The organism is Streptomyces sp. BHT-5-2 (assembly GCF_019774615.1).
Lineage (GTDB): Bacteria > Actinomycetota > Actinomycetes > Streptomycetales > Streptomycetaceae > Streptomyces.
This window is the reverse complement of record NZ_CP081497.1, coordinates 370,137-395,060: the sequence shown is the minus strand read 5'-3', so window position 1 is coordinate 395,060 and position 24,924 is coordinate 370,137. Positions and strand designations below refer to the sequence as shown.

General features: G+C 73.0%; 23 protein-coding genes. 16 read left to right on the top strand and 7 right to left on the bottom strand.

Features of this window, described 5'->3' with window-relative positions:
* Positions 1-123: 123 nt before the first annotated feature.
* From K2224_RS29670 to K2224_RS29655, 4 genes are all read left to right on the top strand, one after another.
* A complete protein-coding gene (locus K2224_RS29670; protein ID WP_221910276.1) occupies positions 124-357 on the top strand; it encodes an acyl carrier protein in 234 nt (77 codons plus the stop codon).
* Positions 354-1,592: a beta-ketoacyl synthase gene (locus tag K2224_RS29665; protein ID WP_221910275.1), complete on the top strand. Its 1,239-nt coding sequence runs from the start codon at positions 354-356 to the stop codon at positions 1,590-1,592. Before K2224_RS29670 ends, K2224_RS29665 begins: the two co-directional genes overlap by 4 nt.
* A 67-nt stretch (positions 1,593-1,659) precedes the next feature.
* A complete protein-coding gene (locus K2224_RS29660) occupies positions 1,660-2,553 on the top strand; it encodes an alpha/beta fold hydrolase (protein ID WP_221910274.1) in 894 nt (297 codons plus the stop codon).
* A gap of 446 nt (positions 2,554-2,999) precedes the next feature.
* Positions 3,000-3,695, top strand: a complete 696-nt coding sequence (locus K2224_RS29655; protein WP_221912029.1) for a transglycosylase SLT domain-containing protein — start codon at positions 3,000-3,002, stop codon at positions 3,693-3,695.
* 98 nt (positions 3,696-3,793) lie between these two features.
* Here K2224_RS29655 and K2224_RS29650 read toward each other — a convergent pair whose 3' ends face one another.
* Entirely contained in the window at positions 3,794-4,015 is a 222-nt protein-coding gene (locus tag K2224_RS29650) for a hypothetical protein (RefSeq protein WP_221910273.1), read from the bottom strand.
* A 553-nt stretch (positions 4,016-4,568) separates the two neighbouring features.
* Between K2224_RS29650 and K2224_RS29645 the strand changes: the two genes are divergently transcribed.
* The 3 genes from K2224_RS29645 (at position 4,569) to K2224_RS29635 (ending at position 7,043) form a co-directional block, all read left to right on the top strand.
* Entirely contained in the window at positions 4,569-5,219 is a 651-nt protein-coding gene (locus tag K2224_RS29645) for a transglycosylase SLT domain-containing protein (protein ID WP_221910272.1), read from the top strand.
* A 357-nt stretch (positions 5,220-5,576) separates the two neighbouring features.
* On the top strand, positions 5,577-6,455 hold the full coding sequence (locus K2224_RS29640) for a lysozyme (protein ID WP_221910271.1): 879 nt from the start codon (positions 5,577-5,579) through the stop codon (positions 6,453-6,455).
* A gap of 135 nt (positions 6,456-6,590) precedes the next feature.
* Positions 6,591-7,043, top strand: a complete 453-nt coding sequence (locus tag K2224_RS29635; protein WP_260693556.1) for a spore-associated protein A — start codon at positions 6,591-6,593, stop codon at positions 7,041-7,043.
* A gap of 32 nt (positions 7,044-7,075) precedes the next feature.
* Here K2224_RS29635 and K2224_RS29630 read toward each other — a convergent pair whose 3' ends face one another.
* The 5 genes from K2224_RS29630 to K2224_RS29610 all read right to left on the bottom strand — a co-directional run bounded on the left by K2224_RS29630 (position 7,076) and on the right by K2224_RS29610 (position 12,591).
* On the bottom strand, positions 7,076-7,762 hold the full coding sequence (locus K2224_RS29630) for a response regulator transcription factor (protein WP_221910270.1): 687 nt from the start codon (positions 7,760-7,762) through the stop codon (positions 7,076-7,078).
* A complete protein-coding gene (locus K2224_RS29625) occupies positions 7,759-9,081 on the bottom strand; it encodes a sensor histidine kinase (RefSeq protein ID WP_260693555.1) in 1,323 nt (440 codons plus the stop codon). Before K2224_RS29625 ends, K2224_RS29630 begins: the two co-directional genes overlap by 4 nt.
* A gap of 10 nt (positions 9,082-9,091) precedes the next feature.
* The gene (locus K2224_RS29620) at positions 9,092-10,309 is read right to left on the bottom strand and encodes an acyltransferase (protein ID WP_221910269.1); all 1,218 of its coding nucleotides are present in this window, start codon (positions 10,307-10,309) and stop codon (positions 9,092-9,094) included.
* Positions 10,302-11,321, bottom strand: a complete 1,020-nt coding sequence (locus K2224_RS29615) for an alpha/beta hydrolase (RefSeq protein ID WP_221910268.1) — start codon at positions 11,319-11,321, stop codon at positions 10,302-10,304. Before K2224_RS29615 ends, K2224_RS29620 begins: the two co-directional genes overlap by 8 nt.
* A gap of 184 nt (positions 11,322-11,505) precedes the next feature.
* The gene (locus K2224_RS29610; RefSeq protein WP_221910267.1) at positions 11,506-12,591 is read right to left on the bottom strand and encodes a LacI family DNA-binding transcriptional regulator; all 1,086 of its coding nucleotides are present in this window, start codon (positions 12,589-12,591) and stop codon (positions 11,506-11,508) included.
* Positions 12,592-12,859: 268 nt separating this feature from the next.
* On the opposite strand from K2224_RS29610, the gene K2224_RS29605 reads away from it, so the two are divergent.
* The 6 genes from K2224_RS29605 to K2224_RS29580 are packed head-to-tail and all read left to right on the top strand — an operon-like array spanning position 12,860 to position 22,486.
* Positions 12,860-14,155 carry a sugar ABC transporter substrate-binding protein gene (locus tag K2224_RS29605; protein ID WP_221910266.1) on the top strand — a complete coding sequence of 432 codons (1,296 nt, stop codon included), beginning with the start codon at positions 12,860-12,862 and terminating at the stop codon, positions 14,153-14,155.
* Between the two features lie 8 nt (positions 14,156-14,163).
* A complete protein-coding gene (locus K2224_RS29600; RefSeq protein WP_221910265.1) occupies positions 14,164-15,093 on the top strand; it encodes a carbohydrate ABC transporter permease in 930 nt (309 codons plus the stop codon).
* Complete coding sequence (locus K2224_RS29595; RefSeq protein WP_221910264.1) at positions 15,090-15,941, top strand: carbohydrate ABC transporter permease; 852 nt, start codon at positions 15,090-15,092, stop codon at positions 15,939-15,941. The genes K2224_RS29600 and K2224_RS29595 overlap by 4 nt, the downstream gene beginning before the upstream one ends.
* A 32-nt stretch (positions 15,942-15,973) precedes the next feature.
* Positions 15,974-17,245 carry a glycosyl hydrolase gene (locus tag K2224_RS29590; protein WP_221910263.1) on the top strand — a complete coding sequence of 424 codons (1,272 nt, stop codon included), beginning with the start codon at positions 15,974-15,976 and terminating at the stop codon, positions 17,243-17,245.
* On the top strand, positions 17,242-19,326 hold the full coding sequence (locus tag K2224_RS29585; protein WP_221910262.1) for an endo-beta-N-acetylglucosaminidase: 2,085 nt from the start codon (positions 17,242-17,244) through the stop codon (positions 19,324-19,326). Before K2224_RS29590 ends, K2224_RS29585 begins: the two co-directional genes overlap by 4 nt.
* Positions 19,327-19,375: 49 nt before the next feature.
* Positions 19,376-22,486, top strand: a complete 3,111-nt coding sequence (locus K2224_RS29580; protein ID WP_221910261.1) for a glycoside hydrolase family 38 C-terminal domain-containing protein — start codon at positions 19,376-19,378, stop codon at positions 22,484-22,486.
* A 31-nt stretch (positions 22,487-22,517) separates the two neighbouring features.
* Here the strand turns inward: K2224_RS29580 and K2224_RS29575 are convergent, their stop codons facing one another.
* Positions 22,518-22,814 carry a hypothetical protein gene (locus K2224_RS29575; protein ID WP_221910260.1) on the bottom strand — a complete coding sequence of 99 codons (297 nt, stop codon included), beginning with the start codon at positions 22,812-22,814 and terminating at the stop codon, positions 22,518-22,520.
* A 153-nt stretch (positions 22,815-22,967) separates the two neighbouring features.
* Here K2224_RS29575 and K2224_RS29570 point away from each other — a divergent pair, with 153 nt between their 5' ends.
* The 3 genes from K2224_RS29570 (at position 22,968) to K2224_RS29560 (ending at position 24,883) form a co-directional block, all read left to right on the top strand.
* On the top strand, positions 22,968-23,993 hold the full coding sequence (locus tag K2224_RS29570) for an esterase family protein (RefSeq protein ID WP_221910259.1): 1,026 nt from the start codon (positions 22,968-22,970) through the stop codon (positions 23,991-23,993).
* Between the two features lie 65 nt (positions 23,994-24,058).
* The gene (locus tag K2224_RS29565; protein ID WP_221910258.1) at positions 24,059-24,253 is read left to right on the top strand and encodes an antitoxin; all 195 of its coding nucleotides are present in this window, start codon (positions 24,059-24,061) and stop codon (positions 24,251-24,253) included.
* A 51-nt stretch (positions 24,254-24,304) separates the two neighbouring features.
* A complete protein-coding gene (locus K2224_RS29560; protein ID WP_221910257.1) occupies positions 24,305-24,883 on the top strand; it encodes a GNAT family N-acetyltransferase in 579 nt (192 codons plus the stop codon).
* Positions 24,884-24,924 lie beyond the last annotated feature (41 nt).

Genomic DNA, 24,924 nt, shown 5'->3' with positions numbered 1-24,924 from the left:
CACGGTTGGGGCGCAGCCGGGACAAAGGCGTATAAAGGGTGGCCAAACCAGCCGGGGCGACCGGCTAAATCCCGCCCAGGACGCGGTTGGCGGCATCGCCTACGAACAGCGGAGGAGCGCCACGTGAATGCGGCAGAAGTTGTCAACACCTTGCTGGAGGAACGGTTCGGGGTCGCGCGCGGCGAGGTGACCGCGGACACCCCGCTGCGCAACCTGCGGCTGGATTCTCTCGCCCTGGAAGAGCTCCGGGTACTCATCGAGGAGCGGTTGGACGTCGATCTGGAAGAGGTGTCGCTGACCTCGCGCGACACGGTGGGACAGCTGGTGGCGGCCATCGACGGCAAAGTCGCCGCGTGACGGCCCGCCAGCAGCCGTTCACCGCGGCCGTGACCGGACTGGGCCTGGTGACCGCGGCCGGCGTGGGCACGAAGGCCACCTGGCACGCCATCACCCATGACGTGGTGCCGGGCAATGTGTCCCGGCAGGACGAACTCGCCGATCTGCCCTGCGACTTCATGTACACCGCGGCGGATCTGGACACCACCGCGCTGCTCGGGGTGGCCACCCAGCGGCTGATGGACCGGTTCTCGCAGCTGGCGGTGATCGCCGCCCGGGAGGCGGTCGGGGACGCCGGGCTGGACCCGGAGAGTTGGGACAGCGGCCGGGTCGCGGTGGTGATCGGCTCCGCGCACGGCGGGCTGCCGTTCTACGACCAGCAGAGCGCGGCGATGGCCGGGCACGGCGCCCGGCGGGTCTCCCCCAAGCTCGCCCCGCTGACCGTCGTCAACAGCGCGGCCAGCAGCGTCTGCATGGACCTCGGGGCGCACGGGCCGAGCCTGGGGGTGGCGACCGCCTGCTCCTCCGGGACCGTCGCGGTGGGCACCGCGCACCAGTTGCTGCGCGCCGGGGCCTGTGACATCGCGATCGCGGGCGGGGCGGAGTCGGTGCTGTCCCGGTTGCTGATCGCCAGTGCCTGCCAGATGAAGGCGGTCTCGACCCGGCGGGAGGACCCGACGGCGGCCTGCCGCCCGTTCGACGTGGACCGGGACGGCTTCGTGGTCGGCGAGGGCGCGGGGCTGCTGGTGCTGGAGCGGCCCGAGCACGCCAGGGCCCGGCATGCACCGATCCGCGCGCAGATCGCCGGGTACGGCGCGTCCAGCGACGCGTACGGGGCGGTGGCCCCGGATCCTGAGGGGCGGGGCATCGAGCGGGCGCTGCGCAGCGCGCTGGAGGATGCCGGTGTCCGGCCCGGTGACGTGGGTCATGTGAACGCGCACGGCACCTCGACGGTGCTCAACGACCGCATCGAGGCGGTGGTGTTGCAGCGGGTGCTCGGCGAGCATCCGCTGGTGACGTCGACGAAGGCGATGACCGGGCACACGCTGGGCGCCGCCGGCGGGATCGAGACCGCGCTGACGGTGCTGGCGCTGGAGCAGCAGCTGGTGCCGCCGACCGCCAATCTGACGGTGCCCGATCCCCGGATCCCGATCGACGTGGTGCGTGCCGAGGCCCGGCCGGCGGCGTTCGACTGCGCGGTGAAGACGTCGCTGGGTTTCGGGGGCCACAACGCGGCGCTCGTCCTGACCCGCTAGGACCTGTCCGGCCGGGCCGGGGCGCGGGCGCTCCGGGCCGCATGGAGCCTCTTCGAGAAGGAATGCCATGTCCGAGGAAGTGATCCGTTCCCTGTCGGTGCGCGGAGTGTCGTATGCGTACCGGGTGTTGCGGGGGACGGAGCGGCGCACCGAGCCGGTCATGGTGCTGGGCGGCGCGTTGCAGGGGATGTTCGGCTGGCCGCAGATGGAGGACCGGCTGGGGCCGGTGGCGGATGTGGTGACCGCGGATCTGCCGGGCATGGGCAGCGCGGAGCCGCTGCCGCCGGGTCCGAGCATCGAGGTGCTGTGTGCGGCGATCCTGGGGATCATCGACGATCTCGGTGTCCCGCGGATCAATCTCTTCGGCTTCTCCTACGGGGCGGGGCTGGCCTTCGGGTGTGCCCGGCGGTTTCCGGGGCGGGTCGCCCGGCTCGTGCTGGGCGGGGTGCCGACGCACATCAGTGAGAGGCAGATGGCGCACTGGCGGCGGGCCGCGGGGCATCTGCGGGAGGGGGACACCGACACCTTCGCGACGATGGTGGCCGAGGGGCTGCTGTGTCGTGACGAGAGCCGGTCGGTGGCCCGGCGGGAGCTGGCGTACCGCTATGTACGGCGGGCGATGCTCCAGGCGGCGCTGCACTCGCCGCATGCGGTGGATTCGCTGTGGCGGGCGCTGAGCGATCGGCCGGACTTCTCGGGGGGCCTGTCGGGCGTCCCGACGCTGGTCTTCAGTGGTGAGCACGACACGGTGACGTCCCCGGCGCGGCAGCAGGATTTCGCGGCGACGATCGCGGGCAGCCGCTTTCTGACCGTGCCCGACACGGACCACTGGGTGGTGCTGGAGCGCCCGGAGGAGGTCGCGGATCTGGTGGCGCGGTTCTTCACGGACCGGCCGGCGACGGCGGTGGGGCGCCAGGCCGCGGCGGGCGCGCGGGCGGTCGCCGATCCGGCGCGGGTGTGAGCGGAGGTCCCGGCGGGCACGCGACGTAGCCGGGCGGGCACACAGGAGCGGGGCCGGGGTCGCCGAAGGGGCGGACCGGCCCCGTCGGGCTGTGACCGGGGCAACAAACCGCCGTGCGCGAAGGGGTCTTCGAGGGCTCGCGGCGGTGATGCCGGGCACGCGACGTACGTCACGTACGAGGCGGACTAGTCGAGTCCGGGGGTATGCAGGCCGGGGAATTCCAGGCGCCATTACGGACATCTCGCCCTAATCCACGAAGATGGGTAGTACACGGCATCATTGCCACTATCCCGGGCCGGCGCTAACCATGTTTTCGGTAACACCGAGAACGAGCCTGCGGACTCCGCCGGAGCGGCGAGCGCGGCACTGACCCTCGGTCCACGAGACAGCCACCGATGGCCACCTCCCCGCCACCCCGCCCTGGAAGAGGTCACCCCCGCATGCCCATGCCCCAGTTCTCCCTGCCCCGAACCGTCCGCCTCAGCCGCACGCACAAGGTCTCCGCGGCGCTGGTGGCCTCCGCGAGCTGCGCCGCCGCACTGGCGATGACCGCGGCACCCGGCAACGCCGCTACGCCGACCGCGCAGGCGTCCTCCGTGGTGAAGCCGGTCGGCGCCGACGGCCTGCCGGTCGTGGCCAAGGACAAGGCGGCGCAGGAGCAGGAGCAGACGGCCACCGCGTCGGTCGCCGACGGCCTGAAGGTGACCGCGGTCGCCGCGCAGGGCCACGCCGCCCAGCAGGCCGCCAACCGCTCCGCGGAGCGTGCGCCGATCGCCAAGGAGGCGCCGAAGGCCGCTCCCGAGGCCGCGCCGAAGACGTACCCGAACAACCTCGACGGCTGGATCCGGCAGTCGCTGGACATCATGAAGTCCAAGGGCATCCCCGGCAGCTACGAGGGCCTGCACCGCAACATCATCCGCGAGTCCAGCGGCAATCCGTACGCGATCAACGACTGGGACATCAACGCCCGCAACGGCATACCCTCCAAGGGTCTGCTGCAGGTGATCCAGCCCACCTTCGACACCTACCACGTCGCGGGTACGGCCCACAGCCTCTACGACCCGGTCGCCAACATCACCGCCGCCGCCAACTACGCGGCGCACCGCTACGGCTCCATCGACAACGTCAACTCCGCTTACTGAGGCGGCTTTCCGCGCCCCGGGGGCGCGGCGACGTGAACGGCAACGGCCCTGTCCGCAGTGCGCGGGCAGGGCCGTTGGCGTTGGCGTTGGCGCCGGAGTCAGTACATGTGGTCGCGGCGCGACGGGCCGCCGAAGAGGACGTCCAGGACGTGGCCGGCGATGCGGAGGCCCTCGCGCTCCCTCGGGGTCAGGCGGTGCCGACTCTCGCGCTGGGGCCGGTGCCCGTGGTGGTGGTCGGCGGGGGCCGCGGCGGCGGCGCCGGTGGCGAGGAATCCGGCGGTGACGAGGCCGGCGAGCACGACGGTGAGGCGACGGAGCATGAGCACTTCCCTACGGTGAGTGGTGGTTGTGCGTGGTCTCACTCTCGGGGACCCGCGGTCCGGCCGCCGGGCGACAGCCCGGTCGCTGCTACGAACGGACGACCCGGGCCGCCGTATCGACGGACGCCGGGGGCGCAGCTCCCTTCCGGGCACGCCCGGTGGGTGTGAAGTGCGGGGCGGCGGCGGGCAATTCGAGTGTGACCCAGGTAACGCGCAAGGGGTTCCACGGGGCTTCCGGCGGGCCTCGGCGGGTGACGCCGGGCACGCGACGCACGTCACGTACGAGTCCGCCTAGTCGACGCCGAAGGAGACCCGGCCCGCAAACACTGGGTGAATAACTACTCAATTCGGGCATCACGGTACATCTCACGAAGAGAGGTAGTACAAGGGGGCATTGCCACCCTTGGGGTCGGCCGTTAACCATGGATCCCGTCGCACCGAGAGCGCGCCGCACCTCCCGCCCCGAAGGCGAACGCGGCCAGGAGTCTCCGGTCCGAACGCGCCAACGATGGCCGCCTCCCCGTCCCCAGTACCTGGAAGAGGTCACCCCCGTATGCCCAGCTTCACCCTGCCCCGCGCTGCCCGGATCGCCCGCATCACCCGCACCCACAAGGTCGGCATCGCCGTTCTGGCCGCCGCCGGTGCCACCACGGGCCTGGCCGTCACCGCGGCCCCGGGCAGCGCCGCGACCACGGCCGCGCACGCGCCGGCCGCGGTCAAGCCGGTGAGCGCCGACGGCATGCCCGCCGTGGCCGGCGCCGCCGAGCGCCCCGTGAAGGCGTCCGTCGTGGACCACATCAAGGTCACCGCCGTCGCGAAGCAGGACCGCGTCGCCGAGCAGGCCGCCAGCCGCTCCGCCGACCGCCCGGCCGCGCCGAAGTACACCGACAACCTCGACGGCTGGATCCGGCAGTCGCTGGACATCATGAAGTCCAAGGGCATCCCCGGCAGCTACGAGGGCCTGCACCGCAACATCATGCGCGAGTCCAGCGGCAACCCCGAGGCCGTCAACGACTGGGACGTGAACGCCCAGAACGGCATACCCTCCAAGGGTCTGCTGCAGGTGATCCAGCCCACCTTCGACACCTACCACGTCGCGGGTACGGCCCATGACCTCACCGACCCGGTCGCCAACATCACCGCCGCCGCCAACTACGCGGCGCACCGCTACGGCTCCATCGACAACGTGAACTCCGCGTACTGAGCCGCCGTCGACGACGGCGCGACAGACGCGACGGGCGGCCCGGCGGGGTCGGCACACATGACCGGCGAGGCGGCGACATGGCGCGTTCGCCGCTGAGCGGAGAGCGGGTCCCGGCACTGCCGGGGCCCGCTCGTCTTCTTTGTTCGTCGCGGACGGCTCTGCCCGTTGTGTGCCACGGCGGCCGGGCGGAGGGCCCGCGGGGGCCGTCCAGACGAGTGAGATGGCCCGGCCGGACGGCGGACCCCGGGCTCACGGAGCAATGGAATCGGTCATTTCAGCGTATAAGTCTTTTCATCGGCAGGATTCTGCTCAAAAGCTGCCGAAACTGACTCGACCGAAGTCCTTCGGAGGCACGAGATGCCCTTGCGCAGATCCGCACCGGCCCGCCGCACGGTCCAGCTTGCCGCCGGCTCCCTCGTCACACTCGCCACCGTGCTCGCACTGCCGCTCGGCGTCCCGGCCACGGCCACCGCGACACCGGACGCCGGGAAGACCCCCGCCCACCCCGAGCAGGACTGGATGGGCTCGACCATCGCCGTGCACGAGGGCATCGCACGGTCCGGGGGCTCGGAGCCTCGCGGCGCCTGGCCCCGGCGGTCGGTGGCCGGGGTCGACGTCTCCAGCCACAACGGCAAGGTCGGCTGGTGGAAGCTGCGGCGGATGGGGGTGCGGTTCGCCTACGTCAAGGCCACCGAGGGAAACAACTACAAGAACCCGTACTTCGAGGAGCAGTACCACGGCGCGTACAACGCCGGCATGATCCACGGCGCGTACCACTTCGCGCTGCCGGACCACTCCAGCGGTGCGTCGCAGGCGCGCTTCTTCGCGCACCACGGCGGCGGCTGGTCGCGGGACGGCCGGACGCTGCCGGGCGCGCTCGACATGGAGTACAACCCCTACGGGGAGACCTGCTACGGCAGGAGCCATGCGGGCATGGTGCGTTGGATCGCCGACTTCGTGCACACCTACCGGGAGCAGACGGGCCGGGACGCGGTGATCTACACCTCGACGAACTGGTGGAAGCGGTGCACCGGCAACTCCGGCCGGTTCGGCCGCAGCAACCCGCTGTGGATCCCGCGCTACGGCTCGTCCGTCGGGACCCTGCCGTCGGGCTGGCGCTTCCACAGCATCTGGCAGCACACCTCCTCCGGGCACACGGTCGGCGACCACAACCGGTTCAACGGCCCGTACAGCCGGCTGAAGGTGCTGGCCTACGGCCCGGACGACGACGACTGAGGCGGCGTCGAAAAGAAACCCCGCGCACCGGCGGAATGCCGCGTACAACCATCCCCGTCCGGCTGGTGTCCAACACGGTGCAGCACCGATTCGGTGCACGACCACGCGAAGGACACCACCCGACGGGGGTTTTCCATGAAGCGTTCCTCTCTTCTCACCGGTTCGTCGGCGCTGGCCCTGGCGGGAATCGCCACCATGGGCCTGGCCGGCACCGCATCGGCCGCTCCGCTCGCCGGCGGGGCGTACAACGGGGCGTGCGGCAGCGGCTACCGCGTCGTGAATTCGGCGCCGGTCGGCGGAAAGGGCACGGTCTATCTCACGTACAGTGCAAAGACCGGAAAGAACTGTGTGGTGACGGTCCGGAAGGCGCCGGGGAAGCCGGTGCCGGTGCGCGCCGAACTCGGGCCTTCCGACCACAGTTCCGCACCGGTATTCGACAGCGGGAAATACACCACGTTCGCCGGGCCGGTCTATCTCGCGGCGAAAGGCAGGTGTGTGGACTGGGGCGGCGCCGTCGAGTCGGTGAGTGTCCGGGTCACCGGTTCCAACTGCGGGAAGCTGGCACCCGGGGCCGTCGTCCGGCACTGAAAGTCCGTCCCTGTCAGGGGTGTCGGGGGAATTCAGTATCCGGTGGGCCGCACCAGTCCCGTCTCGTAGGCGAAGACGGCGGCCTGGGTCCGGTCTCGCAGTTCCAGCTTGACCAGGATGCGGCCCACATGGGTCTTCACCGTCTGCTCGGCCACCACCAGGCGCTGGGCGATCTCGGCGTTCGACAGGCCCTGCGCGATCAGCGCCAGCACCTCCGTCTCCCGCTCGGTGAGACCGGCCACCCGGTCCTTGAGCGGGGTCCGCGGGGCGCCGGGCAGCCGGGAGAACTCGGCGATCAGGCGCTTGGTGACGCTCGGGGCGAGCAGCGCATCGCCGGCGGCCACCACCCTTACGGCCTGGGCGAGTTCGTCGGCCGAGGCGTCCTTGAGAAGGAAGCCGGAGGCGCCGGCGCGCAGCGCCTCGTAGACGTACTCGTCGAGGTCGAAGGTGGTCAGGACGAGGACCTTGACGGTGGCACCGGCCGGTCCGGTGAGCCGGCGGGTGGCCTCGATGCCGCCGAGTCCGGGCATCCGGATGTCCATCAGGACGACGTCCGGGGCGAGTTCGGCGGTTCTGGCGATGGCGTCGTGGCCGTCCACGGCCTGGCCGACGACCTCGATGTCCGGTTCGGCGTCGAGCAGCACCGTGAATCCCTGACGGACCATCATCTGGTCGTCCGCGATCAGTACGCGGACGGCGGTCGTGGCGGGGGGCGTCATCGGGTGTCCTCGGCGTCGTCGGAGGGAGTGTCGGAGGCGGCGGGGGCGGGGAGGGCCGCGGCGACCTCGTAACCGCCGTCGGGGGTGGGGCCGGTGGCCAGTTCGCCGCCGAGCATCGCGGCGCGTTCGTGCATGCCCAGCAGACCGTGGCCGGCGCCCGGGGAGGACGGGGCGGGGCGGTCGGGGGCGGTGTTGGTGATGCGCAGGGTGATGCGGTCATGGAGGTAGCCGATCGCGATGTGCACGCCGGCGCCGGGGGCGTGCCGCATGGCGTTGCTGAGCGCCTCCTGGACGATGCGGTACGCGGACAGTCCGGTGCCGGGCGAGAGCGGGCGCGGTGTGCCGGTGGTGCCGGTGGTGACCTCGACACCGGCGGCGCGGACGTTGCCGACGAGTTCGTCGAGCCGGTCGAGGGTGGGCTGCGGGGCGTGCGGGACGCTGCCGGACGGAGTGTCGGCGGCGCGCAGCACGCCGAGGACGCGGCGGAGTTCGGTGAGGGCCTCGACGGCGTTCTGGCGGATGCCGCGGAGGTTCTCCCTGAGCTCGTCCGAGGGGTTCTCGGCGAGGTGGGGGGCGACCTGGGCCTGGATGGAGATCACCGACATGTGGTGGGCGACCACGTCGTGGAGTTCCCGGGCGATCCGGCTGCGCTCCTCCAGGAGGGTGCGGCGGGCGCGTTCCTCGGCGGTGAGCTGCTCCTGGACGACCAGTTCGGTGCGGGCCTTCTGGCGTCCCCTCAGGAGGGCGCCGACGAGGGCGCACACGGCGAGCACGAGGGCCGGCACGTGGTCGTTCCGGAGATCGCCGGAGACCCATCCGTTGGCGAGGACACCGGCCAGGGTGCCCAGGACGAGCATCTCGACGGTGGCCCGGGGCCGGACCCGCAGCGCCGCGAAGAAGAGCACGGTGGCCTGGGCCGGCAGGCCGCTGCGCTGCCAGGGCAACGGGGCCGACGGGTCTGGCCCCGCGGCCGCGACGTACCCGACCAGCAGCAGGGCACCGGTCGTCGCCCACCAGGCGAGGACCGGGCGGTAGAGCGCGAGGACGGGTGCGGCGGCCTGGGCCCCGGCGACGAGGAAGGCCAGCGGCATGCCGAACCCGAACCGGAGGGCGTAGGCGTTGGTGTTGGCGGCGAGGAGGACGATGCCGAGCACAACCAGGGGGCCGACGATCGCGGGCCGCCATTCGAGCCAGGCGGGTGGCCGGCCGCCGGCCGGGAGGGGCGCCTCGGCCGCGCCGGTCCACAGGTCCGCGCGCAGCCGGTGTGGCACCGCCCGCAGGGCCGTCGTCAGCCGGCCTGCCGTTCTCCCCCTCTTCACGGGATGCACCTTAGGCACGGGGCATCGCCGCCGGGCGGGCAGGGTGCCCTTCGGGGACGTCCGGGGCGGTGCCGTCCGGTGCCGGTCCGTGCCGGTCGCGGGCGCGCGGGCCCCGGTGCTCGTGGGCGGCGAACGCGGCTCGGCAGAGCAGCAGCACGGCGGCGAAGGCCGGCAGCCAGGCGAGGCGGGCGAGGAGCCAGGAGGGACTGTCGGGGAGGGTGTGCAGTCCGGGCAGTGGGCCGGCCAGGAACCATGCGGTGGTGGTGACCGCCATCATCGCGGTCTGGTGCCAGAGGTAGACGGTCATCGCGGAGAGGTTCAGCAGGGCCACCGCGGCCCAGGCGGCGGGGCGGCGCAGGGCCCGGCCGAGCGGGCCGCGCAGCAGCAGTGCCGCGCCGCACTGGGCGAGGCCGAAGGTGACGGCGGCCAGGGTGGGCGGGTTGAGGTTGGAGACGGCGGCGCCGGGGACGCCGACCATGGACGCGGGGTAGCCGGCGCACAGGACCAGAGCGGCGGTGGCGGTGGCGCCGCCGAGCAGCAGTGCCCAGCCGGTCGTCGGGCGGTGGGCGGCGCCGCGGGCCCGGGCCGCGCCGAGGCAGTACGGCACGAGCCAGCCGGCGGGGAGGGCGAGCCAGCCGATCCGGCCGGGGGCGCCGAGGCCGAAGCGGAGGAGGTCGACGAGGGCGACGACGGCGCACGGCCAGGCGGGATGGAGACGGGCGGTCAGTGGGGTGGCCGCGGTGAGGGCGGCGAGCACCAGCAGGAACCACAGGGGTGACAGCACGAGTTGGTCCAGGGTGTGGACGGTGTCCACACCGACGCCGGCGGCCAGCATCGCGACGGTGGCGATCGTCCAGACCACGAGGACCGCGGCAACCGGCCGGAACAGCCGGCCGAGGCGGGCGCGCAGCCAGGCACTCCAGGCGGTGCCGCGGGCGCGGGCCGCGGCGTGGCTGCGCGCGGCGACCTCGCCGGCGACCAGGAAGAACACCGCCAGGGTCTGGAACAGCCAGGATATCGGGGTGAGTTGGGGCATCCGCTGGAGCGGGCTGGCGCCGTGCAGGGTGCCGCTGTCGGTGATCAGGGCGGTGACCAGCCAGTGGCCGAGGACCACGCCGAGGATGGCGAAGGCGCGCAGGGCGTCGGTGGCGCGGTCCCGCCCGGGCGGGGTGGCGGCCTCGATCCGGCGGACGAGGGCGGCCGCGGCGGCGCGCGGGGTGTTACGCACGGCGGGCCTCCACGGCGGGGTGCGGTGCGGTGGCGGCACCGTCGGGGCCCCCGTCCGGGGAGCGGCCGGCGGTGATCCGGGCGAGGCTCTCCAGGGACCGGGTGCCGGGCTTGAGGTAGTCGCTGTGGCCCCCGTCGCCGGCCGGGAAGATGTGGGCGCCGAACCGCGGGGATACCGGGTCGGTGCCGAATCCCAGGGTGGTGCCGGGGAGCGGGAGCCGGGTGTGCGGTACGTGGCGGATCCAGTCGGCCGCGCCGCGGCCGGCCCAGACGGTGGCCCGGGTGTGCAGGTCCGCGGCGGAGCCGGCGCTGGCGCCGGGGCTGCCGTAGAGGACGAGGGCGTCGGCGGGGAGGCCGGCGGCGGCCCGGCCGCAGACCACGGATCCGTAGGAGTGGCAGAGCACGGTGATCCGGGCGGCGGGCCGGGCGTTCTTCAACTGCCCTATGAATTGCCGGAGTTGGGGCGCGGCGGCGTCGGCGCGGGCGGTGGTGAGGGCGGCGGGGCCGATCGTGGCCGGGGTGGGGTAGCCGAGCCAGGCGATGACGGCGGGGTGGATGCCGGGTTGCCGTTGGAGCCGCTCCTGGAGGGCCTGGGCGCCGGCGCGGAGGCGGTGGTAGGTGTCGAGTCCGGTGTCCGAGCCGGGCACCAGGACGGCGATGCGGTCGGCGCGGGAGAGGTCGCCGTAGGTTTCGGCGCTGCGGCCGCCGTCCCGGCCGTCGAAGGCCAGGAAGTGGCGGGCGGGGGCGGCCATGGTGCGCAGGGCGGCGGCCCGCCGGTGGTCGCCGTGGGCGTCGGCGGCACGCTCGGCCGCCCGGATGTCGGCGCGGGTGGTGGCGTACCGGCGGGCGAGGGCGGCGGGGGTGGTGTCCCTCAGCGGGCCGGGAGCGGCGGGGGCGGGCGCCGGGACCTCGGCGGGCCGGGCCGCGCCGGACACCGGGACGGCCACCGAGGCGGTGACCAGCGCGGCGAGCAGGGTGCGGGTCAGTCGTCTTCTGCGCGGGCGGTGCGCCATGGCGGGTGGTCCTTCCGTGCCGGGGTTCCGGGGTGGTTCCGGCACCGAAGCTAGAAGGCACGGTGGGTGGTCGGCGTCACACCAGGGGGCGCATCTCGCGGTAGCCCTCAGGTATGAGGGGTAGGGGGTGCGGCGCGTGCCCTGATCCGCAACGGTCCTGTACCGGCTGATGTGATGACGTGCGTCAATTGTTCCGCGGTGGCGGGCCGGTGCTCTCGCGGGGTTCCAGATGGGGGAGTTCGCCCTCGACGGTGCGGGGCGGGCCGCCGTCGAGGAGGGCGAGGAGCTCGCCGGCGGCGAGCCGGCCGAAGCCCGCGGTGTCACGGACCAGCGCGGTGAGCGGCGGATGGGCGACGCGGCAGAGCGGGGAGTCGTCCCAGGCGACGACGGAGAGCCGGCCCGGTACGGGGATGCCGCGGCCGGCGGCCACCGAGGCGCCGGCGACCGCCATCACGTCGTTGTCGTAGACCAGCGCGGTGGGCGGGGTGGTCGCGTCGAGGAGGCGGCGGGTGGCGGCGGCGCCCTCGGCGTCGGAGTAGTCGGTGGTGACCGAGCGGACCTGCCGGGCGTCCAGGCCGCGCCGGGCGGCCTCGGTGCGCAGGGAGTGGATGCGGCGGGTGGTGTGGGCGAGGCCGGGCAGGCCGGCGACGTGCACGATGCGGCGGTGGCCGAGGGCGTGCAGATGGTCCAGGATCCGGGCCATGGCCTTGGCGTCGTCGGCCCAGACGGTGGAGAGCAGCGGGGCGGTCGAGGCGTCGTGAGTGGGGCCGGTGGGGCCGCCGACGATGACGGCGGGGAGGCCGAGGGCGGCGAGGAGGGCGGGACGGGGGTCGTCGGTGCGGGGGTCGACGACGAGGACGCCGTCCACTCGGCGTTCGGCCCACCAGCGGCGGTAGAGCACGCACTCGGTGTCGAGGTCCTCGACGACCTGGAAGAGCAGGGCGGTGTGTCGGGCGGAGAGCACTTCCTGGATGCCGGAGACGAGTTGGAGGAAGAAGGACTCCACGCCCAGGGTGCGGGCGGGGCGGGCCAGCACCAGCCCCAGGCAGCCGGCGCGTTCGCCGGAGAGGGCGCGGGCGGCGCTGTTGGCCTGCCAGCCCAGTTCGTCGGCGACCCGGCGGATCCGGGCGCGGGTGCCGTCGGAGACACCCGGGCGGTCGTTGAGGGCGAAGGAGACGGCGCTCTCGGAGACCCCGGCCCGCCGGGCGATGTCCTTGATGGTCGGGCGGCGCGCCGGTCCGCGGCGGGCGGCCTCACCGGGCGCTGTCATCGCGGGCTCCTCGGGGCCGAACCGCTGGGTGCCGACAGTCTGATCAGGGCGGCCGGGGCTGTCAAACAATGTCCGGGCGGATCGCGGCCGGCGCCTTGAATCCCTTGTGGGAACGGGGTCTTGACGCCTGCTAAATCGCATTAGTAGCGTCTGCCGCGTCGCGATCCGGAAGGCCGCAAAGCGTGCCGCGGAACCGTGTCGCCGACGCGACGAGTACGACAGTTCCCCGGTCCGAGCACTTCCGCGCACTGCAGCCAAGGAGCCGGCCATGCGTCGTCATTCCCGTCGGACGGCCGCGCTCGCCGCGGCCCTCGCCGCCTCCGCTCTTTCGCTGTCCGCGTGCGGCGCTCCGGGCGGCGGCGGGGATTCGGGCAGTGCCTCGGGGAAGGTGACGGGGCAGATCACCTTTCAGACGTGGAATCTTCGGGCGCGTTTCCAGCGGTACTTCGACGGGGTCGTCGCGGAGTTCGAGAAGAAGTACCCGGGCACGAAGGTGAAGTGGATCGACCAGCCCGCCGAGGGATACGCACAGAAGCTGAGTGCGGACGCGGCCGCCGGCACGCTGCCTGATGTGGTGAACGTGTCGCCCGATCTCGCGTTTCCGTTGGCGAAGGCCGGGCTGGCACTCGATATCGGCAAGGCCGCGGGTCAGTACCGGGGCGAGTATCTGGACGGGGCGTGGCAGAGCCAGCGGATGCCGGGGCTGCCGGGCGTCTACGCCTTCCCCTGGTATCTCAACACCGGCCCGATGTTCTACAACAAGGACCTCTTCCGCAAGGCCGGTCTGGATCCGGAGAAACCGCCGGCCACCTACGACCGGCTGTTCGCGGACGCGTTGACGATGGCGCGGAACAGCGACCGGAAGATCGCGATGCTGGCCGGCACGCCGTCGATCGAGGACTTCGGCCGCTACGGTGTGCGGCTGATGAACGCCCGGAACACGGAGTTCACGTTCAACGAGCCCAAGGGCGTGGAACTGCTCATGCACTACCGGCAGTTGTACGCCGCCGGGGCGCTGGACTCCCAGGCGCTGACGGCCGAGGCCGAGTCGGCGGGGCGCAAGTTCGAGCAGCAGTCGGTGGCGATGAATCCGGGCAGCGCGCTCGATCTGGCGAACTTCCGGCGGGACGCGCCGGGCCTCTACAAGAACATCGGGATCACCGGCGCGGTCAACAACACCGGTAGGGCCAACATGTACGTCCAGGGCCTGATGGTGAACGCGCAGAGCCCGGTGAAGCCGGCGGCGGTGGCGTTCGCGCACTTCGTGACGGACCGGCGGCACCAGATGGCGTTCGCCCGCCAGGTCACGGTCTTTCCGAGCACAAAGGGTTCACTGGACGATCCGTACTTCACCAAGGAGGACGGGACGGACGCGACCCGGGTGCGGGTGGCGGCGGCGAAGTCGCTGAAGACCGCGGTGAATTACACCCCGGTGCTGCTCAGCGACCAGATGAAGACGGTCCTGCGGAACGCGGTGGCCCGGGCCCTCCAGGGAAAGCAGTCGCCGAAGGAGGCGCTGGATTCCGCGGTGGCGGAGTGCAACCGTCTGCTGACGGCCGGCTGAGGCCGGAAATGGGGAGGCGGAATGCCGCGGCGGATGACGGCGCACGGCTCGCCGGCCGGGGCCGGGGCGTCCGTGGGCAACTGGCCACCAGCCCCTGGCTGTTCCTCGCACCCGGCCTGCTGGTCGTCGGCGGATTCAGCCTCTATCCGTTTCTGAGCACGGTGGCGCATTCCTTCACCGATGCCCGGACGTTGACGGGCGGTCGGTTCACCGGTGGCGCCAACTACCGGGAGATGCTGGACGATCCGATGTTCTGGACGGGGCTGCGCAACAGCGTCCTCTACGTCCTGGGTGTGGTGCCGCCGCTGGTGGTGCTGCCGCTGCTGCTGGCCCTGCTCGTGAGGCTCCGCGTCCCCGGGATCGCGTTCTTCCGGGCCGCGTTCTATCTGCCTGTGGTGGCCTCGGTGGTGGTGGTCGGGTTGATCTGGGTGTGGTTGCTGGACGACCGGGGGCTGATCAACGCGCTGTTGGCGGCGTTGGGGTTCGGCCGGGTCGGCTTTCTCGGTGACTCCTGGCTGCTGCTGCTCAGCGCGATGGCGGTGACGGTCTGGAAGGGCCTCGGCTACTACATGATCGTTTATCTGGCGGCGCTGGCGCGGGTGCCGCGGGAGCTGCACGAGGCGTGCGCGGTGGACGGGGCCGGTGCGGTGCGGCGCTTCCTGACCGTCACGGTGCCCGCGGTGCGGTCCACGATGGTGCTGGTGGCCGCGCTGTCCGCGGTCAACGCCTTCAAGGTGTTCTCCGAGGTGTATCTGCTGGCCGGGCCGAACGGTGGGCCCGGCGGGGAGGACACCACGCTGGTGATGCTCGTCCAGCAGGCCGGTACGGGGCTCAGCGGGCGGGTCGGCTATGCCTCGGCGCTGTCGGTGGTGGTCTTCGTGCTCACGCTCGGGCTGATGCTGCTGGTGCTGCGCGCCGGCCGCGGGGAGGACCGGTGACGGGGGCACGGCGGCGGCGTCGGAGGCGGGCCGGGGGCTCGCTGGTGGTGCGCTATCTGCTGCTGTTCGTGGTGCTGGCGCTGACCGTCGGGCCGTTCCTGTGGCAGTTGTCGACGTCCCTGAAGGGTCCCGGCGAGGATCTCTACCGCTTTCCGCCGAGCCTGCTGCCGCACCGTCCCACGCTCGGCAACTACGCCGCGGTGGCCCGGGTGATCCCGGTGTGGGACTTCGCGCTGAACTCCCTGCGGGTGGCCGTCGCCAATGTGCTGACCAACTGCGCGGGCGCGGCGCTGGCGGGCTATGCGCTGGCCCGGCTGCGGTTCCGTGGCCGCCGGGTCGCGTTGGTGGTGTTCGTCATGGCGATGCTGGTTCCGGTGGAGAGCATCATGATCGCCCAGTTCATGACGATGCGTCAGTTGAGGTTGAACGACACCCTGTTGGGGGTGGTGCTGCCCGGCTGTATCGGCGCGATGAACGTGCTGCTGATGCGGAACGCCTTCGCGGCGCTGCCGTACGAGGTCGAGGAGGCGGCGTTCGTGGACGGCGCCAATGCCTGGCAGCGGTTCGTGCGGGTCGCGTTGCCGTCGGTGCGGGGCACTCTGGCGGTGGTCGCGGTCTTCGCGTTCATGGGGGCCTGGGACGACTTCCTGTGGCCGCTGATCGTGCTGAGCGACCAGTCGAAGTTCACCCTGACCGTCGGCTTGAACTATCTGCACGGCACCTTCGCGAACGACCAGCGGCTGGTCGCGGCCGGTTCGGTGATCGCCGTCCTGCCGCTGATCGTGCTCTTCGCCGTACTGCAGCGTTACTTCTTCCGCGGCGTCGAGGAGGGCGCCGTCAAGGGCTGATGCCACACCCACCCGGAGGGACAGGTCCCGTCATGCCCGTAGCCCACGAGCCGCGCCGGATCCGCTTCGGCGTCAACTACACGCCCGGTCGGGGGTGGTTCCACCACTGGCTGGACTTCGACCTGGACGCGGTGCGCGCGGACCTGGACGCCGTCGCCGCGCTCGGCCTGGACCACGTCCGGGTCTTCCCGCTGTGGCCGCTGTTCCAGCCCAACCGGACGCTGATCCGGCCGCGCGCCGTCGAGCAGCTGGTGCAGCTGGCCGACGCGGCGGCCGACCGCGGACTGGACGTCGCGGTGGACGGCCTCCAGGGCCATCTGTCCAGCTTCGACTTCCTGCCCGCCTGGACGCGGACCTGGCACCGCCGCAACCTCTTCACCGACCCCGAGGTCCTCGCCGGGCAGGAGGAGTACCTGCGGACACTGGCCGCCGCGCTCGCCGACCGGCCCGCCTTCCTGGGGATGACCCTCGGCAACGAGATCAACCAGTTCGCGGACGCCCCGCACCCCGACCCGGACCGGATCACCGGCGGGCAGGCGGCGGCCTGGCTGGAGCGGATGCTGGCCGCCTGCGAGCGGGGCGCGCCCGGCCGCCCGCATCTGCACGCCGGGTACGACGCCGCCTGGTACCTCGACGGCCATCCCTTCACCCCCGCGCACGCCGCCCGGCTGGGCGCCATGACGGCCGTGCACTCCTGGGTGTTCAACGGGACCGCGCAGCGCCACGGCCCGGCCGGTGCCGCCACCGAGCAGCACGCCGCGTACCTCGTGGAGCTGTCCAAGGCGTGGGCGCGGGACCCGCACCGCCCGGTGTGGCTCCAGGAGGTCGGTGCCCCCGCCCCGCACATCCCCGAGGACCGCGCGGCCCGCTTCACCACCGCCACCGTCGCCAACGCCCTTGACTGCCAGGGCATGTGGGGCGTCACGTGGTGGTGTTCCTGCGACGTGCCGCGGTCGCTCGCGGACTTCCCGGAGCTGGAGTACGGGCTGGGGCTGCTCACCGAGGACCGGGCGGTCAAGCCGGTGGGCCGGGCCTTCGCGGAGTCGGCGGCGCACTGGCGGGGCCGTCCGCACCGGCCGCCGGCCCGGACCACCGCGCTGGTCGTCGACGCCGGCGACGTCGAGGAGGCGCCGCACCGTTCGGTGTGCGCGCCGGGCGGCCCGGTCTTCGAAGCCTGGGCGGAACTGGCCGCGCAGGGCGCCCGGCCCGCCCTGGTGCTCGCCCAACTGGCCGCGGATTCCGGTCATTTGGCGGCGCGCGGGATCACCGAGGTGTGCACCCCCGAGGAGGTGGTGCGGCGATGAGCGGCGGGCCCCGCCCGCTCCCCCGCCGCCGGGTGCTGCACGCGGGCGCGGCGGGGGCCGCGGCCGCCCTGCTCGGCCCGCCGGCCGCCGTATCGGGAGCCGTGGCCGCTGCCGGTGCCGCCGCGCCGCTCCAGCCGTACGCCGCGTACTGGTTCCCGGACTCGCTGCCCGACGGCACGCCCGCGGACGGGGTGCTCTGGCGCAGCCTGGCGTCCTGGACCGCGCGGACGGACCGCGATCTGCCGTTCAACGCCGCGTCGGTGCCGCTCGCCGGGCGGTTCACCCCGATGCCGCCGAACACCACGGCGCGCGCCGGCCGGGCCCGGATCAGTGCGCTGGTCTCCTTCGGCCCCACCTCCGGGCAGCCGTCGCAGGGCTCGGCCACCGCCGACGTCTACACCCCGACGCACTGGGCGTACCTCGACGAGCTGGTCTTCTGGGGCGGTTCGGCCGGCGAGGGGCTGATCCTCGCGCCCACCGCCCCGGTCGTCGACGCCGCGCACCGCAACGGCGTACCGGTGCTGGGCACCGTCTTCCTGCCGCCGGCGGCCTACGGCGGGCAGCTGCGCTGGACCCGGGACCTGGTGCAGCGGGACGCCGCCGGGCGTCATCCGCTCGCCGCGAAGCTGGCGGCGGTGGCCCGGGCGTACGGCTTCGACGGCTGGTTCGTCAACGCCGAGACCGACGGCGGGGACGCCGCGCTCGCCGCGGACATGCGCGGGTTCCTGCGCGCGCTGCGGGCCGCGGGCGCCCGGCACGGCCTGCGGATCACCTGGTACGACGCGATGGACCGGGACGGCAGGGTGGCCTGGCAGGGCGCGCTCGACGCGCGGAACCAGGAGTTCTTCCAGGACGCCGCCGGGTCGGTCGCGGACTCGGTGTTCCTGGACTTCCGGTGGACCGCGCGGACCCTCGCCGACTCGGGGCGGCTGGCGGGCCGACTGGGCCGCGACCGCTACGAGTTGTGGGCCGGTGTCGACGTGGAGTCGGCCGGGTGGGGCACCGCGGTGGACTGGGACGCGATCGCGCCGCCGGGCCGCGACCCCGTGGTGTCGTACGGCTTCTACCGGCCCGAGTGGACGCTGCACCACCTGCCCGCCGGGCGGACGCCGGGCCGCTTCCACGCGGCGGACGACCGGTTCTGGTCCGGTGCGGCACTCGATCCGTCCCGGCCGGCGGGCGGCGGCCGGGGGTGGCGGGCGCCCGCGGAGGTGGTCGCGGACCGTTCGACGGTCACCGCCCTGCCGTTCGCCACCTCCTTCAACACCGGCCACGGCCTGCGCTGGTACGAGCACGGCGCGGTCGCCTCCGACGCACCGTGGAACCACCTCGGGCTCCAGGACCGGCTGCCGCCCCGGCGCTGGACGGCCCGCAGCGAGGGCCCGCGCCCGGAGGTGTGCCTGGACTTCGCCGATGCCTGGCGCGGCGGCAGTGCACTGCTGGTGCACGGGGCGCTGCCCTCCCCCGCCGTGCTGGACCTGTTCCCCACCCGGCTGCCCTGCGGGCCGGGGACCGTGCTGGAGCTGGTGCACCGCGCCGATCCGGGCTCCGGCCCGGTGACCGTCGAGGTGGCCGTGGCACTGCGGGACGCCCCCGCGCCGGGTGCGCCCGCGCCCTACGTCTTTCTGCCCGCCGGCACCGTCCGGGCGGCGGACGGCTGGCGCACCGTCACCCTGCGGCCGGGCGCTCTCGGCCGGGGGACGGTGCGCGCGCTCGGCGTACGGCTGGTGGGCCGGGGCGGGCGCGCGGTGGCCTGGCGGCTGGGCGCGCTGGCGGTCCACGAGGCGGCCGGGAAGCCGGCGGCACCCGGCGGGGCGAGGGTCACCGAGGCCGCCACCGCGGGCGGCGCGACCGCGCTCCGGCTGACCTGGCGGCGCGCCGCAGGAACGATCCGCCAGTATGTGGTGCACCGTCAACTCCCCTCCGGCCGACAGGTGTTCCTCGGTGGCACCTGCGGCACCGCGTTCTTCGTCCCCGGGCTGCGCCGGACCGGCGGCGAGGCGGCGGCGCTGCTCACCGTCCGCGCCGTCGACGAGCTGTTCGCCCACTCCGCACCGGTGGCCGTGCGGTACCCGTGGTGACCCGGCCGGCCGCCGCACCCCGTCTCCCCGACCTCTGGAGCCGTAAGCCATGCATGACGATCGCGCACTGGTCGAAGCCCGTCTGAAGCGAGTCCTCGACGAACGCATCCGGCCCGCCGTGTATCCGGAATCGGTGGCACTGGAGGTGGCGGCCTGGACCGCGCCGGGCGAGCCGGGCATCGGGGCCTCCCCTGCTCGAGCGGAGCCGAGAGCTGGGGGAAAGGCCCCGGTGGCCGAGGGGCTCGCCGCCGCGCACACGCCGGTGGCGGTGGGCGACGCCTGGGGCGCGCCGTGGCGGACGACGTGGTTCCGGGTGCGCGGCACGGTACCCGAGGAGTGGGCGGGGCGCACCGTGGAGGCGGTGCTGGACCTGGGGTTCGACGAGCGGATGCCGGGTTTCCAGTGCGAGGCGCTGGTGTACCTGCCGGACGGGACGCCGGTGAAGGGGCTCAACCCGCGGAACCAGTGGGTGCGGGTGGGCGCGCCGGTCCGGGGCGGCGAGCGGGTCGAGTGGCATCTGGAGGCCGCGTCCAACCCCGTCATCCTCGACGTCCACCCCTTCCGGCCGACGGCGCTGGGCGATCCGCGGACCGCGGGGAGCGCGCCGCTGTACCGGCTGGCGCGGATGGACCTGGCGGTGTTCGACACCGAGGTGTGGGAACTGGCCCTGGATCTGGAGGTATTGGGCGAGCTGATGGCGGAGCTGCCGGTGGACGGTCCGCGGCGCTGGGAGGTGCTGCGGGCGGTGGACCGGGCGCTGGACGCGGTGGACCTGCAGGACGTGGGCGGGACGGCCCAGGCGGCGCGCCGCCGGCTGCGGGAGGTGCTGGCGGCGCCGGCCGCGGCGTCCGCGCACCGGATCAGCGCGGTGGGGCACGCCCATATCGACTCGGCGTGGCTGTGGCCGCTGCGCGAGACGGTGCGCAAGGTGGCGCGGACGACGGCGAACATGACGGCGCTGCTGGCCGACGAGCCGGAGTTCGTCTACACCATGTCGCAGGCGCAGCAGTACGCCTGGATCAAGGAGCACCGGCCCGAGGTCTACGCGAAGGTCAGACAGGCGGTCGCACAGGGGCGGTTCGTCCCGGCGGGCGGGATGTGGGTGGAGTCGGACACCAACATGCCCGGTTCGGAGGCGATGGCGCGTCAGTTCGTGTACGGCAAGCGGTTCTTCCTGGAGGAGTTCGGGGTCGAGAGCGACGAGGTGTGGCTGCCGGACACCTTCGGTTTCGCGGCGGGGCTGCCGCAGATCATCAAGGCGGCCGGGGCGAAGTGGCTGCTGACGCAGAAGATCTCCTGGAGCCGGGTGAACTCCTTCCCGCACCACACCTTCCGCTGGGAGGGCATCGACGGCACCCGGGTCTTCACCCACTTCCCGCCGGTGGACACCTACAACTGCCAGCTGTCGGGCGCCGAACTCGCCCACGCGGCACGGAACTTCAAGGAGAAGGGGACCGCCCGGCACTCGCTGGCGCCGACCGGCTGGGGCGACGGCGGCGGGGGCACCACCCGCGAGATGGTCGCCAAGGCACGCCGGCTGCGGAACCTGGACGGCTCGCCGGTGGTGCGGTGGGAGAAGCCCGCCGACTTCTTCGCCCGGGCCGAGGCCGAGCATCCCGACGCGCCGGTGTGGGTGGGCGAGCTCTACCTCGAACTGCACCGCGGGACGCTCACCAGCCAGGCCCGTACCAAGCGCGGCAACCGCCGCAGCGAGCACCTGCTGCGGGAGGCCGAACTCTGGTCGGCGACCGCCGCGGTCACCGTCGGGTTCCCGTACCCCTACGAGGAGTTGGACCGGATCTGGAAGACGGTGCTGCTGCACCAGTTCCACGACATCCTGCCCGGTTCCTCCATCGCCTGGGTGCACCGCGAGGCGGAGCGGACCTACGCCGCGGTCGCCGCCGAGCTGGAGGCGCTGATCGGCGGCGCGTTGACGGCGCTGGCCGGCGGCGGTGACCGACGGCTGGTGGCGAACGCGGCGCCGCACGCCCGGGACGGGGTCGCGGCGGGCGCGGTGGGCGCGCCGGTGGTGTCGGGCGGGCCGGTGGCGGCCGGGCCGCGGCCGGGCGGCGGGTTCGTCCTCCAGCACGACCTGCTCCGGATCGAGATCGACGGCCGCGGCCTGGTCGTCTCCGCGTACGACAAGGGCGCTGGGCGGGACGCCGTCGCCCCGGGCGCGGCGGCGAACCTCCTCCAGCTCCATCCGGACTTCCCCAACATGTGGGACGCCTGGGACGTGGACGCCTTCTACCGCCAGGTGGTGACGGATCTGACCGACGCCGACGAGGTGGTGCTGGCCGCGGCGGCGCCGGCGGCCGCGACGGTCCGGGTGGTGCGGAGCTTCGGCGGCTCGCGGGTGGTCCAGACGCTGACGCTGGCGCGCGGGCAGCGGCGGCTGGACATCGACACCGAGGTGGACTGGCACGAGACCGAGAAGTTCCTCAAGGCGGCGTTCCCGCTGGATCTGCACGCGGAGCGGTACGCGGCGGAGACCCAGTTCGGGCATCTCTACCGGCCGACGCACACCAACACCAGCTGGGAGGCGGCGAAGTTCGAGGCGTGTGCGCACCGGTTCGTGCACGCGGCGGAGCCGGACTGGGGGGTGGCGCTGGTGAACGACGCGACGTACGGGCACGACGTGACCCGTACCGTGCGGGAGGGCGGGCCCGGCGGGGCGCGGGGCACCACCACGACCGTACGGCTCTCGCTGCTGCGCGCCCCGCGCTTCCCGGACCCGGAGACGGACCAGGGCACCCACCGCTTCCGGTACGCGCTGGTCCCGGGGGCGACGATCGGGGACGCGGTGCGCGAGGGGTACCGGATCAATCTGCCGGAGCGGGCGGTGACCGGGGCGGTGACGGTGCCGCCGCTGGTCGCGGTGGACGACGACGCGGTGGTGGTCACCGCGGTCAAGCTGGCCGACGACCGCAGCGGCGATGTGGTGGTCCGGCTCCACGAGGCCCGCGGGGCCCGCGCCCGCGCGACCCTGACGTGCGGATTCCCGTTGGCGGGGGCGGTCGCCACGGACCTGCTGGAGCGTCCGGCCGAGGACGGTCCGGCCCTGGAGCGGGCGGGCGGCACGGTGCGGATGGCACTGCGGCCGTTCCAGCTGGTGACGCTGCGGCTGTGCCGGGCGGTGGGCCCGCACGCGGCCGGCTGACCCGCGGGGCACGGTTCGGGCGGCGGGCGGCTCAGCCGGGGTCGGCGGAGGGCGTGCGGGCGTCGCGGCAGGTGTCCCGGCGGGCCGCCCGCCGGTCCCGGCCGGCGCCGCGTCTGCCGCGTCCGCGGCTGCCGCGCAGCGGACCGGGCCCGGGCGGGGTGTCCCGGCCCGGGTCCCGGCGCGGGTCCAGGCCGAGCATGTCCATCAGCAGCGACAGATCCGCCGCGTCCCGGGCGCGATCGGCGAGCGCCCTTCTGGCCAGCCGCCGCTCCTCGTCGCCGGGCACGGCGCGGGCGGTGTCGTCGGCACTGCGGTGTTCATCGGTCACCGCTGCATTCTCGGCCGGACCGGGGCGGGCTGCCCGTCGAGCGGTCCGTTGGGCGCACGAGGGAACCACAAGGGCGTGTATTCCCTCTTTATGGGCACTTGCACTTGATCGTCATGGTCACTCGCGCGTGATCGTCAGTAGCCGGAGCCACCGTTGAAACACCCTTACGCCCGCGGCCTCGCAGCCGTCCTCGTCGCCTCCTGCGCCCTGCTCGCCGGCTGTTCGGAGAACGGCAAACAGGTCGACTTCAACGCGGGTGCCCCGGGCGACGCGGGCGCCCCCGTCAAGCCGGTGGACCAGGACACCCGGATGCCCAGCGGCCCGAAGAGCGAGTTCCGAATAACCCGAACCCTGGACGACGGCACGCACATAGCCCGGACGACGCTGAAGGGCGCGAAATCCGGCGTCACCGGCAGCGTCTGGGTGTGGGCGCCCAAGCAGTACCAGGACCCCAAATACGCCAAGAGCGGTTTTCCGGTGCTGATGGCCCTGCCCGGCGGCCTGGGCAGCCCGAAGGACAAGGACGGCGTCACCAATTACTGGGTCGGCGGCGACATCAAGCTCCAGGAAAATCTCACGAAGTGGACCGAGGAAGGCAAGAGCCTGCCGTTCATCGTGGTGATGCCGATGCTGAATCCGGACACCCGCTACCACGACGGCAGTGACATTCCCGGCCAGCAGAAGATGGGCACCTGGCTGACCGACGACGTCGTCGATCTGGTCAAGGCCAATTTCCGCACCTTCAAGTCCCGGGACGGCTGGGCCCTCATGGGCTCTTCCTCGGGCGGTTTCGCCAGCCTGAAGTCGGTGCTGAAGTACCCGGAGAAGTTCAAGGCGGCGATAGCCAGCGGACCGGACATCGTGCCGGATTCCCCGATGTGGGCCGGGCACCAGAAGGAGAAGGACGCCAACAACCCGGAAAAGCTCGCGGCCGGTCTGCTGAAAAAGGGCGGCCCCGACGTGTATCTGGCGTTCCAGACCGGCAGCAAGGAGGGCGCATCGGTGCTGAATCCCGTACATCGTTTCCGGGCGAAGTACGGAAAGGGCCCGATCCACACCGCGCTCCAGATCATTCCCGGCGGCCGGCACAATGCCTGGGATTACGAGAAGGGCATGGAGGCGAGCTCCATAAAATTCATCAGCGACCAGTTGAAGGCCCCGGTTCCCAGCGACTCGTGATGCAGATCGTCCGTTCGGGGGTGATGCTGGAGCCGAGGGGGGTCCGTCGCTGAGGAGGACGACCCATGTCCGTGCTGGACAAGCTCAAGCAGATGCTCAAGGGCCATGAGGACCAGGCAGGCAAGGGCATCGACAAGGCCGGCGACTACGTCGACGAACGGACCCAGGGCAAGTACCAGAGCCAGGTCGACACCGCCCAGGACAAGCTCAAGGAGCAGCTCGGCGGGACGGACCGGGACACGGACCGGCCGCCGCAGTAATCCCGCGCCCGGCCCGGGACAAGGCGCACGGGCCGGGATTAGGCTGAACGGATGATCACGACCGCGTCCGCCCGGCTCGCCGCCGACGTCCTGATGCGCCCCGCCGAGCTGGCGGACGCCGCCGGGTTCGCCCGGGCCTACCAGCGCAGTCTCGACCACCTCCGCCCCACCGAACCGGTCCGCGCGCAGGGCTACTACACCCTGGCCGGCCAGACGGAGCGTCTCCGGGCGCAGCTGGCGGAGCGGGACGCGGGGCGGCTGATGCCCTGGGTGCTGGTCCGCGAGCCGGACGACGGGCCCGGGGAGCCGGACGTGGTGGGCGCGATCACCCTGTCCCAGATCACCTACGGCCCGCTGCGCAGTGCGAGCGTCGGCTACTGGATCGACGCCGGGCATCTGCGCCGCGGGCTGGCGTCCGCCGCGGTACGGGCGGTCTGCGCGGCGGCCGACGGGGAGCTGGGGCTGCACCGCCTGGAGGCCGGCACGCTGGTGGAGAACACCGTCTCGCAGCGGGTCCTGACGGGCTGCGGCTTCACCCTCTACGGCACCGCGGAGAAGTACCTGCACATCAACGGCGCCTGGCGGGACCACCGGCTGTTCCAGAAGATCCTCAACGACCGGCGCCCGTAGTCGGGTCGTCCCATAGGGCGGCGCCCGCCCCCTTCGCGGGG

Coding starts and splice junctions, on each gene's coding strand:
- K2224_RS29565 (WP_221910258.1), top strand. CDS start 24,059: ATGTCCGTGCTGGACAAGCTCAAGCAGATGCTCAAGGGCCATGAGGAC.
- K2224_RS29560 (WP_221910257.1), top strand. CDS start 24,305: ATGATCACGACCGCGTCCGCCCGGCTCGCCGCCGACGTCCTGATGCGC.
- K2224_RS29605 (WP_221910266.1), top strand. CDS start 12,860: ATGCGTCGTCATTCCCGTCGGACGGCCGCGCTCGCCGCGGCCCTCGCC.
- K2224_RS29655 (WP_221912029.1), top strand. CDS start 3,000: ATGCCCCAGTTCTCCCTGCCCCGAACCGTCCGCCTCAGCCGCACGCAC.
- K2224_RS29640 (WP_221910271.1), top strand. CDS start 5,577: ATGCCCTTGCGCAGATCCGCACCGGCCCGCCGCACGGTCCAGCTTGCC.
- K2224_RS29645 (WP_221910272.1), top strand. CDS start 4,569: ATGCCCAGCTTCACCCTGCCCCGCGCTGCCCGGATCGCCCGCATCACC.
- K2224_RS29580 (WP_221910261.1), top strand. CDS start 19,376: ATGCATGACGATCGCGCACTGGTCGAAGCCCGTCTGAAGCGAGTCCTC.
- K2224_RS29610 (WP_221910267.1), bottom strand. CDS start 12,591: ATGACAGCGCCCGGTGAGGCCGCCCGCCGCGGACCGGCGCGCCGCCCG.
- K2224_RS29630 (WP_221910270.1), bottom strand. CDS start 7,762: ATGACGCCCCCCGCCACGACCGCCGTCCGCGTACTGATCGCGGACGAC.
- K2224_RS29600 (WP_221910265.1), top strand. CDS start 14,164: ATGGGGAGGCGGAATGCCGCGGCGGATGACGGCGCACGGCTCGCCGGC.
- K2224_RS29650 (WP_221910273.1), bottom strand. CDS start 4,015: ATGCTCCGTCGCCTCACCGTCGTGCTCGCCGGCCTCGTCACCGCCGGA.
- K2224_RS29590 (WP_221910263.1), top strand. CDS start 15,974: ATGCCCGTAGCCCACGAGCCGCGCCGGATCCGCTTCGGCGTCAACTAC.
- K2224_RS29660 (WP_221910274.1), top strand. CDS start 1,660: ATGTCCGAGGAAGTGATCCGTTCCCTGTCGGTGCGCGGAGTGTCGTAT.
- K2224_RS29585 (WP_221910262.1), top strand. CDS start 17,242: ATGAGCGGCGGGCCCCGCCCGCTCCCCCGCCGCCGGGTGCTGCACGCG.
- K2224_RS29635 (WP_260693556.1), top strand. CDS start 6,591: ATGAAGCGTTCCTCTCTTCTCACCGGTTCGTCGGCGCTGGCCCTGGCG.
- K2224_RS29615 (WP_221910268.1), bottom strand. CDS start 11,321: ATGGCGCACCGCCCGCGCAGAAGACGACTGACCCGCACCCTGCTCGCC.